Annotated in this window: 15 protein-coding genes and 1 tRNA gene; 6 read left to right on the top strand and 10 right to left on the bottom strand. The window is 65.6% G+C overall.

What is annotated here, in order from left to right; all coding sequences use genetic code 11:
* Window positions 1-67: 67 nt before the first annotated feature.
* Entirely contained in the window at window positions 68-475 is a 408-nt protein-coding gene (locus tag ACNHKD_RS01035; protein WP_442755278.1) for a MucR family transcriptional regulator, read from the top strand.
* 329 nt (window positions 476-804) lie between these two features.
* On the opposite strand, the gene ACNHKD_RS01030 is transcribed toward ACNHKD_RS01035, so the two are convergent.
* Window positions 805-1164 carry a TIGR02300 family protein gene (locus ACNHKD_RS01030; protein ID WP_442755277.1) on the bottom strand — a complete coding sequence of 120 codons (360 nt, stop codon included), beginning with the start codon at window positions 1162-1164 and terminating at the stop codon, window positions 805-807.
* 173 nt (window positions 1165-1337) lie between these two features.
* Here ACNHKD_RS01030 and ACNHKD_RS01025 point away from each other — a divergent pair.
* Window positions 1338-1411: transfer RNA gene (locus tag ACNHKD_RS01025), tRNA-Gly, on the top strand.
* Between the two features lie 211 nt (window positions 1412-1622).
* Here ACNHKD_RS01025 and ACNHKD_RS01020 read toward each other — a convergent pair.
* The 9 genes from ACNHKD_RS01020 to ACNHKD_RS00980 form a co-directional block, all read right to left on the bottom strand.
* A complete protein-coding gene (locus ACNHKD_RS01020; RefSeq protein ID WP_442755276.1) occupies window positions 1623-2066 on the bottom strand; it encodes an FKBP-type peptidyl-prolyl cis-trans isomerase in 444 nt (147 codons plus the stop codon).
* 30 nt (window positions 2067-2096) lie between these two features.
* Window positions 2097-3095, bottom strand: a complete 999-nt coding sequence (locus ACNHKD_RS01015) for an adenosine kinase (RefSeq protein WP_442755275.1) — start codon at window positions 3093-3095, stop codon at window positions 2097-2099.
* Between the two features lie 102 nt (window positions 3096-3197).
* Window positions 3198-4055 (bottom strand): outer membrane protein, encoded by an 858-nt coding sequence (locus ACNHKD_RS01010; RefSeq protein WP_442755274.1) that lies wholly within the window; start codon window positions 4053-4055, stop codon window positions 3198-3200.
* A gap of 283 nt (window positions 4056-4338) precedes the next feature.
* The gene (locus ACNHKD_RS01005; RefSeq protein WP_442755273.1) at window positions 4339-4869 is read right to left on the bottom strand and encodes a hypothetical protein; all 531 of its coding nucleotides are present in this window, start codon (window positions 4867-4869) and stop codon (window positions 4339-4341) included.
* 165 nt (window positions 4870-5034) lie between these two features.
* Window positions 5035-6450, bottom strand: coding sequence for a glycosyltransferase family 4 protein (locus ACNHKD_RS01000; protein WP_442755272.1), 1416 nt, complete (start codon window positions 6448-6450; stop codon window positions 5035-5037).
* Window positions 6447-7430 carry an NAD-dependent epimerase/dehydratase family protein gene (locus ACNHKD_RS00995; RefSeq protein ID WP_442755271.1) on the bottom strand — a complete coding sequence of 328 codons (984 nt, stop codon included), beginning with the start codon at window positions 7428-7430 and terminating at the stop codon, window positions 6447-6449. Before ACNHKD_RS00995 ends, ACNHKD_RS01000 begins: the two co-directional genes overlap by 4 nt.
* A 14-nt stretch (window positions 7431-7444) precedes the next feature.
* Entirely contained in the window at window positions 7445-8425 is a 981-nt protein-coding gene (gmd, locus tag ACNHKD_RS00990; protein WP_442755270.1) for a GDP-mannose 4,6-dehydratase, read from the bottom strand.
* Between the two features lie 138 nt (window positions 8426-8563).
* Window positions 8564-8974, bottom strand: a complete 411-nt coding sequence (locus ACNHKD_RS00985; protein WP_442756805.1) for a YidB family protein — start codon at window positions 8972-8974, stop codon at window positions 8564-8566.
* A gap of 80 nt (window positions 8975-9054) precedes the next feature.
* A complete protein-coding gene (locus ACNHKD_RS00980) occupies window positions 9055-10008 on the bottom strand; it encodes a TIGR00730 family Rossman fold protein (RefSeq protein ID WP_442755269.1) in 954 nt (317 codons plus the stop codon).
* 102 nt (window positions 10009-10110) lie between these two features.
* Here ACNHKD_RS00980 and ACNHKD_RS00975 point away from each other — a divergent pair, with 102 nt between their 5' ends.
* From ACNHKD_RS00975 to ACNHKD_RS00960, 4 genes are all read left to right on the top strand, one after another.
* A complete protein-coding gene (locus tag ACNHKD_RS00975) occupies window positions 10111-10857 on the top strand; it encodes a YebC/PmpR family DNA-binding transcriptional regulator (protein ID WP_442755268.1) in 747 nt (248 codons plus the stop codon).
* Between the two features lie 217 nt (window positions 10858-11074).
* The gene (locus tag ACNHKD_RS00970) at window positions 11075-11692 is read left to right on the top strand and encodes a TetR/AcrR family transcriptional regulator (protein WP_442755267.1); all 618 of its coding nucleotides are present in this window, start codon (window positions 11075-11077) and stop codon (window positions 11690-11692) included.
* A gap of 117 nt (window positions 11693-11809) precedes the next feature.
* Window positions 11810-12427: a glutathione S-transferase family protein gene (locus tag ACNHKD_RS00965; protein WP_442755266.1), complete on the top strand. Its 618-nt coding sequence runs from the start codon at window positions 11810-11812 to the stop codon at window positions 12425-12427.
* A gap of 481 nt (window positions 12428-12908) precedes the next feature.
* Window positions 12909-14681 carry an acetolactate synthase 3 large subunit gene (locus ACNHKD_RS00960; RefSeq protein ID WP_442755265.1) on the top strand — a complete coding sequence of 591 codons (1773 nt, stop codon included), beginning with the start codon at window positions 12909-12911 and terminating at the stop codon, window positions 14679-14681.
* Window positions 14682-14729 lie beyond the last annotated feature (48 nt).

Genomic DNA, 14729 nt, shown 5'->3' with positions numbered 1-14729 from the left:
GAAGCGGCGACGCTTTCGCATCAAACGCGCAGTCCACCGGGTCACATCACAGGCAATAGGCGCCCCAATGAACCTCACCAACAATATCGAACTCGCCGCCGACATCGTATCCGCCTATGTCAGCAACAATTCCGTCCCCGCGGGCGATCTGCCGCAGCTCATCAGCGAGGTCTACAACGCTTTGCTTCGCGTCGGCTCCAATGCGGCCCCCGCGCCGGTCGAGCCGCCCAAGCCCGCCGTCGCCGTCAAGCGCTCGGTCACGAACGACTACATCGTCTGTCTTGAAGACGGCAAGAAGTTCAAATCGCTGAAGCGCCATCTGCGCACGCAATATGGGCTTTCGCCGGAAGAATATCGCGAGAAATGGGGCCTGCCCGCCGATTATCCGATGGTCGCTCCCAATTACGCCAAGGCGCGCTCCAATCTCGCCAAGCAGATGGGCCTCGGTCAGCAGCGCCGTCGCCGCGGCAAGTAAAAGCGGCGTCCCTTTTTTATTTTTGCGAACGCCTCGCTTCTGCGACGGCGTTCGACCCAACAAAAAGCCCGCGGCGCAAGCCGCGGGTCAGTTTGTTGACAGCTTCCCAAGGCGGCCTCGTCCTTCGAGACGCGAGCTGCGATCTCGGGCCTGTCCGAGATCAATATTCTTGTTTTCATGCCGAGGAGCTTGCGCAGCAAGCGTCTCGAAGCGCGAGGGGCGGCGCCGCTACTTTGTCGGCAGCCTGGCCCGCGGCGCAAGCCGCGGGTTTTCCCTACAGGCGATGCGCTCCGGGCGCGTTCGCGGCGCGCGGAGCCGCACCTTGGCGATCAGCCCTCGTCGTCGCTCTCAATGTCGCCGTCGATGAGGCCGGATACGTCGTCCTCGCCTTCCTCCTCCTCCAGGAAGGTGTCGTCTTCGCCGTCGTCGTCGAGTTCCACATCGTCTTCGACGTCGATCGCCTCCGCCGTGGACTCCTCGGCCTCGACCTCGTCGAGCGACACCGTGTCCGGATTTTCATTCTCGGTTTCGCTCTCATCCGCCTCGGCGCGGGCGACGACGCGGCTGAGCGCGGCGACCTGGAAGATCGCGCCGCATTTCGGGCAGACGATCGGGTCCTTGTTGAGGTCGTAGAATTTTGTCGCGCAGGACTGACATTGGCGCTTGGCGCCGAGTTCGGGTTTAGCCACGGTTCGGTGATCCTTGCGAATGAAGCAGCGTGGGAACGCCCGCCTTGATGATTGACCGTCGGGCGCTCGGGTTAGTGGGCTCCGGCGGCGCTGTCAAATGGATAAATGCGCCGCTCCGGCCACGTAGATTCCGCCATTGCAAACCGCCGCGCGGATTGGCATAGAAAGGGCGCGCGGGTGTAGCTCAATGGTAGAGCAGCAGCCTTCCAAGCTGAATACGAGGGTTCGATTCCCTTCACCCGCTCCAGTCTTCAAATTTTTCGAGGCCGCGCGCCGAGACCCGCGGGCGCGCCCGCGACGAAGCCCCGGCGGGGCTGAATTCGCCCGTCGGGCCGGATCGCGCCGCGTTCGGGCGGAATGGCCCGAACGCGGCCAAGACGATCGATTCTAAAGGCTTAAGCGCGCTTTACGCGAAAGCCGGCGCCGATTTTTCGCGCTCCGGCGGCTACAAGCGCGCATTACTTCACGCCGAGCAGCTCGACGTCGAAGATCAGCGTCGAATTGGCGGGGATGGGGCCCATATTGCGTGCGCCATAGCCCAGATCCGGCGGGATGATCAGCGTGCGCCTGCCGCCGACCTTCATGGTCTCGACGCCCTCGTCCCAGCCCTTGATCACCTGGCCCATGCCCAGCGGAAATTCGAAGGGCTCGCCGCGATCCCTGGAGCTGTCGAATTTCTTGCCCTTGGCGCCGTTCACATAAAGCCAGCCGGTGTAATGCACGGTGACTGTCTGGCCGACCTTCGGCGAGGCGCCCGCGCCGGTCTTCACGTCGGTATATTTGAGGCCGCTCGCCGTCAGCGTCGTCTCGCCCGATTCGGCGCGCAGGACCGAGGGGGCGAGCGCGACGCCCGCCGCAACGGCGACGATGGCGGCGAAGAGCGTCCTGGAGATGTTGCGCATTCCGTATCCTCCCATTGGATCTTTGTCGTCTTATGCAAGCACGCCGTTGTCGCGGGCGAGCTGGAGCAGGTCCTTCACCGGGCGCGCGCCGACATGCGAGATGATCTCGGCGGCGGCGAGCGCGCCTAGCGCGGCGCTTTTCTCATGCGGGAGGCCCCTGGTGTAGCCGGTCAGGAAGCCCGCGGCGAAGAGATCGCCGGCGCCGGTCGTGTCGACGACTTCCTCGACCGGGAAGGCGGGCGCGGAAATCAGCGTCTCGCGCGTCGCGACGACGCAGCCTTTCTCCGAGCGCGTGACGACGCCGAGAAGATTCCTTTCCGCGCGCAGCGCCGCGACCGCCGTATCCCAATCGGCGGTCTCGTACAGCGCGTGCAGCTCGCTTTCATTGGCGAAGAGAATGTCGACGACGCCGTCGCGGATGAGGGACAGGAATTCCGAGCGGTAGCGGCCGACGCAAAAGCTGTCCGAAAGCGTCAGCGCGACCTTGCGGCCGTTCGTATGCGCCACCTTCGCGGCGCGCAGAAAGGCCTGTTTGGCGCCGGGAGGATCCCAGAGATAGCCCTCCATATAAAGGACCTTGGCGGATGCGACCTGCTCCTCGTCGATGTCGACCGGCTGCAATGCCTGACATGCGCCGAGAAAGGTGTTCATCGTGCGCTGGCCGTCCGGCGTGACGAAGATCAGGCAGCGCGCCGTGGCGGCGCCGTCGTCCGCCGCCGGCGTATCGAAGACGACGCCGGCCTTGCGGATGTCATGCGTGAATTCCCGGCCCGCCTCGTCGTCCTTCACCTTGCCGACGAAGCCGGCGCTGGCGCCGAGACTCGCAATCCCCGCCATCGTGTTGGCGGCGGAGCCGCCGGAAATGACGGTCGTCGGCCCCATCAGCTCGTAGAGTTCGTCGGCGCGCGCCTCGTCGACGAGCGCCATGGAGCCCTTGATGAGGTCGGCGGAGACAAGGACGTCGTCCTCTGCGCGGGAAATCGTGTCGACGATGGCGTTGCCGATGCCGAGAACATCGAGAGAAGTCATGAAGCGATCCGGATTCTGCGCGAGGCGCGAAAAGCAAAACCGGCCGAACCTGGAAGGCTCGGCCGGTTGGCTGTTTAGCATTGCAGGGCGGGCGCGCCTAGATCAGTCGATCATGTAGCGGAAGCCGATGCGCAATTGCTGGCTGATGAGATCCTTCGAGACCACCGTGTTGAAACGGTCGACGCCGATGATCCTGCCGAGATTCGCCCAGCGATAGCCGACGTCGACCTTCCAGTGATTGTCGATGTCGTAGGACACGCCGCCCATGAAGGCGTAGGCGAAGCGCAGATAGGTTCCTTCGTATTTGGAATCCCAGTTCATCAGATAGCTCGCGCCGTTGCGAGGGTCCTTGAAAGTGACGCCGGCATAGGAGAGGCCGTTGTTCATGAACCAGTTGACCGAGGAGTTCTGATAGAGATTGTTTACGCCGAGGCCCGCGCCGACATAGGGGGTGAAGCCCCACCAATTGCCGAGATCGAGATAGGCGTTGAGGAGGACGAGCATCGACTCCGTCCTGTTGCGGACAAAGGGCGTGCAGAGAGCCGTGGTCTGATTCACGATGCCGGGATTGTTCACTGGATCAGGCTGATAAAGCCCCGTGACGCAGGCCGTCGAGAGGTTCGTGTTTATCGCGTTCTTGTTGTAGAGGTTCTGGTATTCAATCGTGGCGTCGGCGCGGAGCCAGTTATTGAATTTGTAGCCGCCGCCAAGTCCGGCGCCCCAGTTGTTCGGGAATGAATTGTGGAGCGTCACGCCGTTGAGAGCGGTCGGCGTAACCTGCGTGAGGTCGAAATCGCCGCGCAGATACCAGTTCGACCCCCATTCGACCGGCCCTTCCTCGACCACCGGCGGCGCCTCCATGGGAAAGGGCATGTCCGCGGCTTGCGTCGTGGGCGCGAAGAGCGCGCCGAGGAGCGCTGTGACGATCGTCGCGCGGGCGCGCAAAGTGGAGCGGACCATTGCATTCTTCCTTGCTCAAGCGCCGGCCGGGCGCGAAGGCGCGGCGCGGGAATGAAGGAAGAATGAGGGATCATGCTTAATGCGCGCTTAATGTGCGGACATGGTTTCCGCTTTCTTGCCATCAATCGGACAAGAGACTCTTGGCGCGTTTCGTAGACCGCTTCAATCAGCCGAATCCCCACTCCGGCCCTCCCCCTTTCAGGGGTCTTTCAGGGGGGAGGGAGCAGAAACGCGGCCGACATTCCTCCCCCTGAAAGGGAGGGCTAGGGAGGGGGTCTTCCCGCTAGAACTTGATCGCCGAAAGAACCACCTCGATCGCCAGCACATAGAGCGTCGCCGTCACGAAGGCGGGAATCGGACGCAGCGATACGTGACGTAGCAGGAAGGCGTACATGAAGGCGGTCCAGACGATGATCGGGAAAAGCAGAAATCGCGCGAGCCGCTCGGTCGGCAGCGGCGGCGGCAGGGCGACGCCGACAATGAGATGCAGGAGGATGTAGGCGAGCGCCGCGACGGCGCCCATCGCCGCCATGGCGGTGAGCGTCTTCACGAATTTCTGCTCCTGCTTCAGGTAGCGCAGGAGAGAGAAGGTCGCGCCGTAGAGCACGGCCGCGCTGGCGACGCCGTAGAAGATGCTGACCGTCAGCGACTGCGAGAAGAACTGCGCGCCGGCCTGCAACGCGACATAGGCCGCGAGCGCGCCCTTCATGAGCTGATCCGACTCCGGGAGCGAGAGCTGCGAGGCCTCGAGATTCAGCATCTTCAGGAAAGTCCTGGGCGTCGGATCGTTGACGAACGGAATATTGAGACCCATGAACGTTTGATCCCCCGGTCGGCGGCGCCGAAAGCGGGCCGCGAAACAAGCGAAAAGCCGCGCTTTCCTGCCGGATGCGCGACCGATTGCCGCTTCTCTAACATGCTTTGGCGTTTTGGCGAAACGAGCCGCGACGTCGCCGATCGCCGCGGTGCGGCATGCGGTTCACGGCAGGCGCGTGAGCCAGTCTTCGCGCGCGACGACCTCGACGACGCGCCGCGCCGCCTGCGCCCAGGAGACGTTGAGCGCCCTCGCCGGATCGGCGCTTTCCTCGCCGTCGAGGAAAGCGCGTATGGCCGCCGCGAGCGCCGCCGGGTCGTTGGTCCTGAAATAGAGGACGCCGTCACGCCCGACCTCGCGAAACACCGGAATGTCGCTGCAGATGACGGGACGGCCGCGCGTGGCGGCCTCCACGATGGGGAGACCGAAGCCCTCCGCATAGGAGGGCAGGACCAGCGCGCGCGCGCGGTCGTAGAGATAGGAGAGCTCCCCGTCGTCGACGTCGTCGAACCAGAAGAGCCGCCGGCCGCATTCGGCGTGGCCCCGAATCGCGGCGACGGTCGCCTCCTCGAACCAGCCGCGCCGCCCGACGATCACGAAACGCGCGTCGACCCCTTGCTTCCACAGCGCATCGAAGGCGTCGAGCGCGACGCGATGGCCCTTGCGCGGCTCGATCGTGCCCACCATGAGAAAAACCGGCGCCTCCCCCGAGACGGCGGCCGCGATTTTGTCGCGCGGCGTTTGCGCGGCGGGGGCGGCCAGATCGGCGCCGCACTGGAACCAGCCGATCTTGAGCCCCGGCCGATGCGGCAGGCCCGTCGCCTTCGCATAATCCGCAAGCTCCTCCGCCACCGTGCGCGAAATGGCGAGGAAGGCGTCGCTCTCGAGGAGCGCCCTGCGCAGCCAGGCGCGATAGCGCGGCACCGTCACTTCGTGACAGGCGTGAGGGTAAAGCTCCGGGATGAGATCGAAAATGCAGGTGACGATCTCGCCGCCTTGCGCGCGGATGCGATCAAAGACCGGGGCCAGCTCCTCGAAAGCGTTCCAGCTGTCGGAGAGCGTCAGCAAACGGTCGCCCGGCGCGATCTCGACTTCCGCGTCGGGGCCGGATTCGGCGCCGCCGAGCGCGGCGGCGAAGACGCCGGCCGTATAGAGCCTGCCAGCGTCGCAGCGCACGGCGAATGCGGGAATGTCGAAGACGGCGCCGGAATGGCAGACGCGGGCGACTTCCTTGACGACGCGCTGAATGCCGGTGCCGGCGTCGCGCTTCACCGTGCCCGTGACGTCGATCAGGAGCCGCTTCGCGGGTAGGGCCGGTCTCGCCGCGACGGGCGCACGGGCCGCGCCAGGAGGGGCGGTTTCCTTCGCCCGCGGCCGGAAAGGCGCCAGAAGCGCCGCGCCCGCGTCGGCGAGGCGTTGCTCGATCGGGCGCAGGAAGCGGTAGATATGGCCGGAGACCGAATAGGTCAGCCGGTAGCGCTCATGGGTGAGGTGCAGCAGCTCCGCGCGCAGATAATCGAGCTGGAATTCCAGGAGCCTGATGCGCTCGGCGTCCTTTGACGGCGACTCTTCGTCGCTCATGCGCGGCCGCTCGCAACTGTCGCGCGCCACTCGTCGAGCAGCGCGCCGAGCATGTCGTTGAGCGAATGGCGCGGCGTCCAGCCCGTCGCCTTGCGCAGCTTCGACGCGTCGCAGGCGACGCTGGCGATGTCGGTCGTCGACGGCCGCAGCAATTGCGGATCGACTTCCACCTGGAATGGCGCGCGCGCCATGGCGCGCAGATCGTCGAGGAGAGAACCGATCGTGCGCGCCGCGCCGGAGCCGACGTTGAAGATCGCGACCCGCTCCGGCAGGTCGCGCGCCTGTTCGATGAGGCGCATATAGGCGTCGACCACGTCGCGCACGTCGAGGAAGTCGCGCGCCTTGGAGAGGTCTCCTACTTTCATGCGTGGCTCGGCCTTGCCGGCCTCGATCTCGGCGATCTGCGCGGCGAAGGACGAAAGAACGAAATTGCGGCTCTTCTGGCCGGGGCCGGAATGATTGACCGGGCGCGCCACGATCAGCCGCGCCTCGGGGCCGATGACGTCGCCGAGCGCGCTTTCGGCGGCGGCCTTGGAGCGGCTGTAGGCGTCCATCGGCTTGAGCGGCGCGTCTTCCGCCAGAACGCCGTCGCGGAAGCTCGCGCCATAGGCGGCGGCGGTCGAGGAGAACAGCGCCGCGGCCTGCGGCGCGTGGCGCGCGACCGCCGCGCCCAGCCCAAAGGCGCCGTGGAAATTCACCCGCCAGGTCTCTTCGGCCGCCCGTGCGGCCTGGCCGATCGAAGCCTGGCCGGCGAGGTGGACCACGAGATCGGGCTTGAGACCGGCCACGATCCTGTCGATCGCCGCCTCGTCGAGGAGATCGGCCACGGCGGGCGTGAAGGCGGGATTGGCGCCGGTCTCTCCCGGGCGCAGCAGCACGACGCGCCGGGCCTGCGGATAGGCGGCGGCGAGCGCGGCCGCCACATGCGTTCCGACGAAGCCCGCGCCGCCCGTCAGGAGAATGCGCTCATAAGCCGCCATGCGCGCCCCTTTGATCAGGGCTCGAGCCGCAGCCGTTCGAGGTCCGCGTCGACCATTTCACGGATCATCTGGTCGAGATTGATCACCGGTTCCCAGCCCAGCGCCTTGCGGGCCTTGCTGGAATCGCCGAGCAGCACGTCGACTTCCGCCGGGCGGTAGAAGGCCGGGTCGATCACGAGATATTTGTCCATGTCGAGGCCGGCATGGTCGAAGGCGATGCGGCACATGTCGCGCACCGTCGTCGTCACGCCGGTCGCGACGACATAGTCGTCCGGCTTTTCCTGCTGCAGCATGAGCCACATGGCGCGCACATAATCCTTGGCGTGGCCCCAGTCCCGCTTGGCGTCGATATTGCCCAGGCGCAACTCCGTCGCCTTGCCGAGCCTGATCGCCGCGACGCCATGCGTGACCTTGCGCGTCACGAATTCGACGCCGCGCAACGGGCTCTCATGGTTGAAGAGGATGCCCGACGAGGCGTGGAGCCCAAAGCTCTCGCGGTAGTTGACCGTGATCCAGTGCCCGTAGAGCTTGGCGACGGCGTAGGGCGAGCGCGGATAGAAGGGCGTCTTCTCGCTCTGCATCGGCTCCTGGATGAGCCCGTACATTTCGGAGGAGGAAGCCTGGTAGAAGCGCGCGCCCGGCGCGCCGATGCGCATGGCCTCCAGCATGTTGGCGACGCCGACGGCCGTGACATTGGCGGTGAGAATGGGCTGGCGCCAGGAGGAAGCGACGAAGGACTGCGCCGCGAGATTGTAGATCTCGTCGGGCTTCACCTCCTGCACCGTGCGCAGGAGGCTCGAAAGGTCGGCGAGGTCGGCGTCGTGCAGACGCACCCGCCCGCCGACGCCGAGCCAGCGCAGGCGATGGTCCTCGACCCCGCGATGCGAGGAGCGGCGAATGACGCCATGCACCTCGTAACCCTTGTCGAGCAGCAATTGCGAAAGGTAGGCGCCGTCCTGCCCCGTGACGCCTGTCACCAGCGCGCGCTTGGTCATCAATCGTCCTTATCGAAGTTTTCTGCCCGAAGGGCTTAATGAATCGGGGCCCGCGAGGCAAGTCAGGGCGCGGGCTCCCCAAAACGACAGCCGCCGGAAAGGCTCCGGCGGCGGAAATTCGGTTAATTCTGCGCGAAATCAGTAAAGCGATTTTTTAGTCTCGTCCTTCGCCGGAGCGGGCAGCTTGCCTTCCGGCGAGGCCTTGTCGATCGCCACGGGGAGATATTCCGCGAGCAGGTCGCGGGCCTTGTTGACGTCGACGCCCGCCGCCTCGGCCAGCTTCTTGACCTTTTCGATGCCGATCGCCTGACCGACCTCAATGGCGCTGATCGCCTGATTCTGGCCCGTCGAGACCCAGGATTCAACCTGTTTCCTGTAGCCGCCGTCCTCGAATTTCTTCACGACCGCGTCGAATCCGCCTTCCTTCTCGACATATTCCTTGACGAGGGAGAGCGCTTCCGCGCCGATGGCGCCGCCAACGATTGCCTTGAGCCAGCTCATGCAGAAACCTCCTACAAAACTCGAACGGCGCTTTGCCGCGCCTGTCAGATAGTGACCGGCCCCGCCGGTTGCAATGACGGCGGCGACGCTTTCGCGCCGCCATGGCGAGGCCGGCTGGAGCCGTTTCGTTAAGTCAAGGGGTCCCCAGCCTTTTCCCGCCAGCGTAAAATTCCCTCCCAGATTTGCGGCGCGGTCTCGGCGTACCAGAACAAGGCGCGGTCCTCCGGCGCGATGACGCCTTCCTCCACGAGAAAATCCGGATCGAAGACGCGCCGCCAATAGGCTTCGCCCACCAGAACGATCGGCACCGGCTTCATCACGCGGGTCTGGGCGAGGGTCAGGGTCTCGAAGAGCTCGTCCATCGTCCCGAAGCCGCCGGGGAAGGCGACCAGCGCCTGCGCCCGCAGCATGAAATGCAGCTTGCGGATCGCGAAATAATGGAAGCGGAAGCAGAGGTCGGGCGTGATGTAGGGGTTGGGGAACTGTTCGCGCGGCAGGTGGATGTTCAGGCCCACCGTCGCGGCCCCGGCGTCGAACGCGCCGCGATTGGCCGCCTCCATGATCCCCGGCCCGCCGCCCGTGACGACGGCGAGGCGGCGGCCGCCGGGCAGCTGTCCCGCTTCGCCCACGATCCGCCCGAACTCGCGCGCGATCTCATAATACCGCGCCTTGTCGGCGATGCGCGCCGCGATGCGCAGGCGCGCCGCCGCTTCCGGATCGTCGGAACGCGCGGCCGCCATTGCGCGGGCCTCGGCGAGCCTCGCCGCGGCGGCCTTCGGCTCGATGATGCGGGTCGAGCCGAAGACGACGATGGCGTCGGTAATGCCGTAGCGGCGCAGCAGCAGCTCGGCTTTCAGATAGTCGAGTTCGAGCCGGGGTCCGCGCGCCTCGGGCGAAATGAGGAAGTCGACGTCCGAGTCCGCCTCGCGATAAGCGGGACTCGCCAGCAGGGCGGCGACGCGCCGCGCGGCTTCCGGGTCGTCATGGACGGGCTTGGGTCGCTCCTCGGGCAGCGGCTCGCGGCGGCGCAGCGGATCGGGCGGCGCCGGCTCCCGCCGCGAGCCTTCGTCCGTTCTGCTCATTCGATGGCCTTTCTTTATTTCCGCCTCGCCCAAGAGTATAGACGGCCCGGACGGCGCTAGCGCGCGTTCCGCGAAAGCTAAAGGATCAAAGGGCGAAGGACGATGGCCGGGCATAGTCAGTTCAAGAATATTATGCACAAGAAGGGCAAGCAGGATGCGATCCGCTCCAAGCTCTTCTCGAAGCTCGCCCGCGAGATCACCGTCGCCGCCAAGGCGGGCCTGCCCGACCCGAACATGAACGCCCGCCTGCGCGCCGCCGTTCTCGCCGCCAAAGCGGAGAACATGCCCAAGGACAATATCGACCGCGCGATCAAGAAGGCCTCCGGCGCGGATTCGGAGAACTATGACGAGGTGCGCTATGAGGGCTACGCGCCGGGCGGCGTCGCCGTCATCGTCGAGGCGCTCACCGACAATCGCAACCGCACGGCGGGCGAGGTGCGCTCCTATTTCACCAAGGCGGGCGGCTCGCTCGCGGAGACGGGCGCCGTCTCCTTCATGTTCGACCGCGTCGGCCTGATCGAATTTGACCGGAAGGTCGCGTCCGAGGACGCAATGATGGAGGCCGCGATCGAGGCGGGCGCCGACGACGTCTCCTCGGCCGAGGAGAGCCATGAGATCATCACCTCGGTCGAGGGCCTGCGCGACGTCGCCAAGGCTCTGGAAGAAAAATTCGGCGAGCCGAAAAAGGCCGCGCTCGCCTGGCGTCCGCAGAACACGATCAAGGTCGACGACGAGGCGGGCGAGAAGATCCTGAAGCTCGTCGGCGCGCTCGAGGATAATGACGACGTGCAGAACGTCTATGCGAATTTCGAAATCTCCGACGCGCTGATGGCGAAGCTCGCGGGGTGAGTTCATCGGGCAAGTAGTGGCCGACGCGGTGATCCCCATACCTCCCCTTCACGGGGAGGTCGGCGGTCGCAGACCGCCGGGCGGGGTTCGCGCCGCGACGACAACGGTTGGAGTTTTGACCCCACCCGACCCAGCTTCGCTGGGCCGCCCTCCCCGTAAAGGGGAGGGATAAGCTCACGACCGGCTCCCCGGACGAGGCAGCGCACTGAGCGAACCGATGCACGTCAAACGCCGCTACCATCACGGTTCGCTCAAACAGGCGCTGGTCGACGCCGCCATCGAGATTTTGGCCGAGGGCGGCCCTTCCGCCCTCACGCTAACGGAAGCCGCCCGCCGGGCGGGCGTCACCCCCGCCGCCCCCTATCGTCATTTTTCCGGCCGCGACGCGCTGCTCGCGGAGATCGCGCGGCAGGGCTTCGAGACCTTCGGCGCGCGGATCGAGGCGGCCTGGGACGAAGGCCGTCCCGACGCCAAATCCGCCATGGGCGCCATGTGCGCCGCCTATCTCAAATTCGCCCGCGAGGAGCCGGGCCTCTACGCCGCCATGTTCGGCCAGGCGGCCACGCTCGCCGATCCGGGCGCCGGCGGCGCGGCGGACCATGCGCTGGAGATCCTCTGGCGGGCCGTCGTCGCCTGGCTGCAGCAGACGCGGGCCCCGGCGCAGGGCGCGCGGCATGTGGCGCTGCAGGTCTGGGCGCTGGCGCATGGCGTGGCGATGCTGACGATTTCCGGCCATTTCGATCCGGGAAAGACAGCCGACCCGGCGGCGGTGCTGGAGGGCGCGGTGCAGGGGGTGATGGCCGCGGCGGCCGGGAAGCCCAAGGCGACGCCATAAAGGTTTCCGCGACAGCCCTGCGTCATGCAGGTATGATTTCTCAAAGCCGCGCTTTCGGCGGAAGCGGCTCCGAGGGTCCCCTAATTATCGCGAGGCGTCCGCCACGGGAGCTTTGCCATGCTTACGCTTTACTACCACCCCGGCGCCTGCTCGCTCGCCGCCCATATCGCGCTCGAATGGATCGGCGAGCCTTACGCGGCCAGGGAAGTCGAGTTCGGCGACAAGGAATATCTCAAGATCAATCCCGCTGGGGCGGTGCCGGCGCTCGACGACGGCGAGGGCTGGATTCTCACCCAGGACGCCGCGATCCTGCGCTATCTCGCCAAACGCCATCCGCAGGCGGGCCTCGCCGTCGCGGGCTCGGCGCGGGAGGAGGCCGAGGCTGATCGCTGGAGCTTCTTCATCACGGGCGACCTGCATCCGGCCTTCTTCCCGCTCTTCCTCCCGAACCGCTACACGCGCGCAAGGGAGAAGGAGGCGCTCGACGACGTTCGCGCCGCCGCGAAGGCGCTGGCGCGCAGGAAATTCGCGCTGGTCGACGCGCATCTGGCCGGGCGGCGATTTTTCCTCAGCGACAGGCGCTCTTATCTCGACGCCTATGTCTTCCCCATGGAGCGCTGGGCGCAGACGCTGCTGGATGACGGCCTTTCCGAATTCCCGGCCGTGCGCGCGCATCACGACATGATGGCCGCGGACTCCGCCGTGCAGGCCGTCCTGGCGGCTGAGGGGGCGTGAAGCGTGCGTGGACGAGAGAGCCAATGTTGGGCGTGAGCCCTGCTTTCAGGCGATCGGGCGAACGATCATCTTGGACGGTTGGCTCCCAATACCTCCCCTTTACGGGGAGGTCGGCGGTCGAAGACCGCCGAGTGGGGTCCTTTCCACCCTGACACCGCTCGAGCGTTGCCCCACCCGACCCTGCTTCGCGGGGCCACCCTCCCCGTAAAGGGGAGGGATTGGCTCACGCCCAGCGTTCACCCGATTACCCTGGCTCCGCTTTCTTCCTCCCTTGATTCTCTCCCGCGCGTCCCGTAACGTCTGCGGCGTCAAGAACAGGCGGGGCGCGATGGGCGGTCTTCTCGTAGTAGAATTGGCGCCGGAGACGGAGCGGGGGTGAGCCCGCAATCCGCCGATGGCGCTTGACCGAAGGCCCCGAGAGGGCCTTTTTTGTTGCCCGCAGCGGGCCTTGAACCCGTCAATGAATAGAACGGAAATGACCATGTCGAAGGAAATGACCGGCGCGGAAATGGTGGTCGAGGCCCTGAAGGATCAGGGCGTCGAGATTCTCTTCGGCTATCCCGGCGGCGCGGTCCTCCCGATCTACGACGTTCTTTTCCATCAGGAAAAGGTCAAGCACGTTCTCGTGCGCCACGAGCAGGGCGCGGCGCATGCGGCGGAAGGCTACGCCCGCTCCTCGGGCAAGGCGGGCGTGCTGCTCGTGACCTCCGGCCCCGGCGCGACGAACACCATCACCGGCCTCACCGACGCGCTGATGGATTCGATCCCGCTCGTCTGCATTACCGGCCAGGTGCCGACCCATCTCATCGGCTCCGACGCCTTCCAGGAATGCGACACGGTCGGCATCACCCGCCACTGCACCAAGCACAATTACCTCGTGAAGAGCGTCGAGGACCTGCCGCGCGTGCTGCATGAGGCCTTCTATGTCGCTACCTCCGGGCGGCCCGGTCCGGTGGTCATCGACATTCCCAAGGACGTGCAGTTCGCGCGCGGCGTCTACGCGCCCCCGCGCGGCGCGTCGCACAAGACCTATCAGCCCAGGCTCGACGCCGATATGGAGTCGATCCGCGAGGCGGTGAAGATGATGGCCGCCGCCAGGCGCCCGATTTTCTATACCGGCGGCGGCGTCGTCAATTCCGGCCCCTCGGCCTCGACGCTGCTGCGCGAGCTGGTGAGCCTCACGGGCTTTCCGATCACCTCGACGCTGATGGGTCTCGGAGCCTATCCGGGCTCGGGCCAGAACTGGCTCGGCATGCTCGGCATGCACGGGACCTATGAAGCCAACAACGCCATGCATGACTGCGATCTGATGATCGCGGTGGGCGCGCGCTTCGACGACCGCATCACGGGGCGCCTCGACGCCTTCTCGCCGGGCTCGAAGAAAATCCACATCGACATCGACCGCTCGTCCATCAACAAGAACGTGAAGGTCGACCTCGCTATCGTCGGCGACTGCGCCCATGTGCTGGAAGCGCTTGTGCGCACCTGGCGGGCCGAGGCGATGCACGCCGACAAGCAGCCGCTCGACCACTGGTGGGCGCAGATCGACGAATGGCGCGCGAAGAAGTCTCTTGCTTTCCGAAATTCGGACACGACGATCAAGCCGCAATACGCCGTGCAGCGGCTCTATGCGCTGACCAAGGACATGGACGCCTATGTCACGACCGAGGTCGGCCAGCATCAGATGTGGGCGGCGCAGCACTATCATTTCGAGGAGCCGAACCGCTGGATGACCTCCGGCGGTCTCGGCACCATGGGCTACGGCCTGCCGGCGGCGATCGGCGCGCAGCTCGCCCATCCCAACGCGCTCGTCATCGACATCGCCGGCGAAGCCTCGATCCTGATGAACATTCAGGAAATGTCGACCGCGATTCAGTATCGCCTGCCCGTGAAGATCTTCATTCTCAACAACGAATATATGGGCATGGTCCGCCAGTGGCAGGAACTGCTGCATGGCGGTCGCTATTCGCACAGCTATTCGGAGGCGCTGCCGGATTTCGTGAAGCTCGCGGAAGCTTTCGGCGCCAAGGGCATACGCTGCTCGGACCCGAAGGATCTTGACGCCGCGATTCAGGAAATGCTCGACTATGACGGCCCCGTGATCTTCGACTGCGCCGTCGACAAGATCGAGAACTGCTTCCCGATGATTCCCTCCGGCAAGGCGCATAACGACATGCTGCTCGCCGATCTCTCGGACGACGCGGGCGTCGACATCGGCGCCATCATCGACGAAAAGGGCAAGATGCTGGTGTGATTCTCCCTCTGCCCTCAAGTGGGAGGGAGAAGAACTCGAAGGACAACA

This window comes from Methylocystis sp. JAN1 (assembly GCF_052186135.1).
Lineage (GTDB): Bacteria > Pseudomonadota > Alphaproteobacteria > Rhizobiales > Beijerinckiaceae > Methylocystis.
Note: the sequence above shows the minus strand (reverse complement) of the source record. Positions and strands in the feature narration are given on the sequence as shown.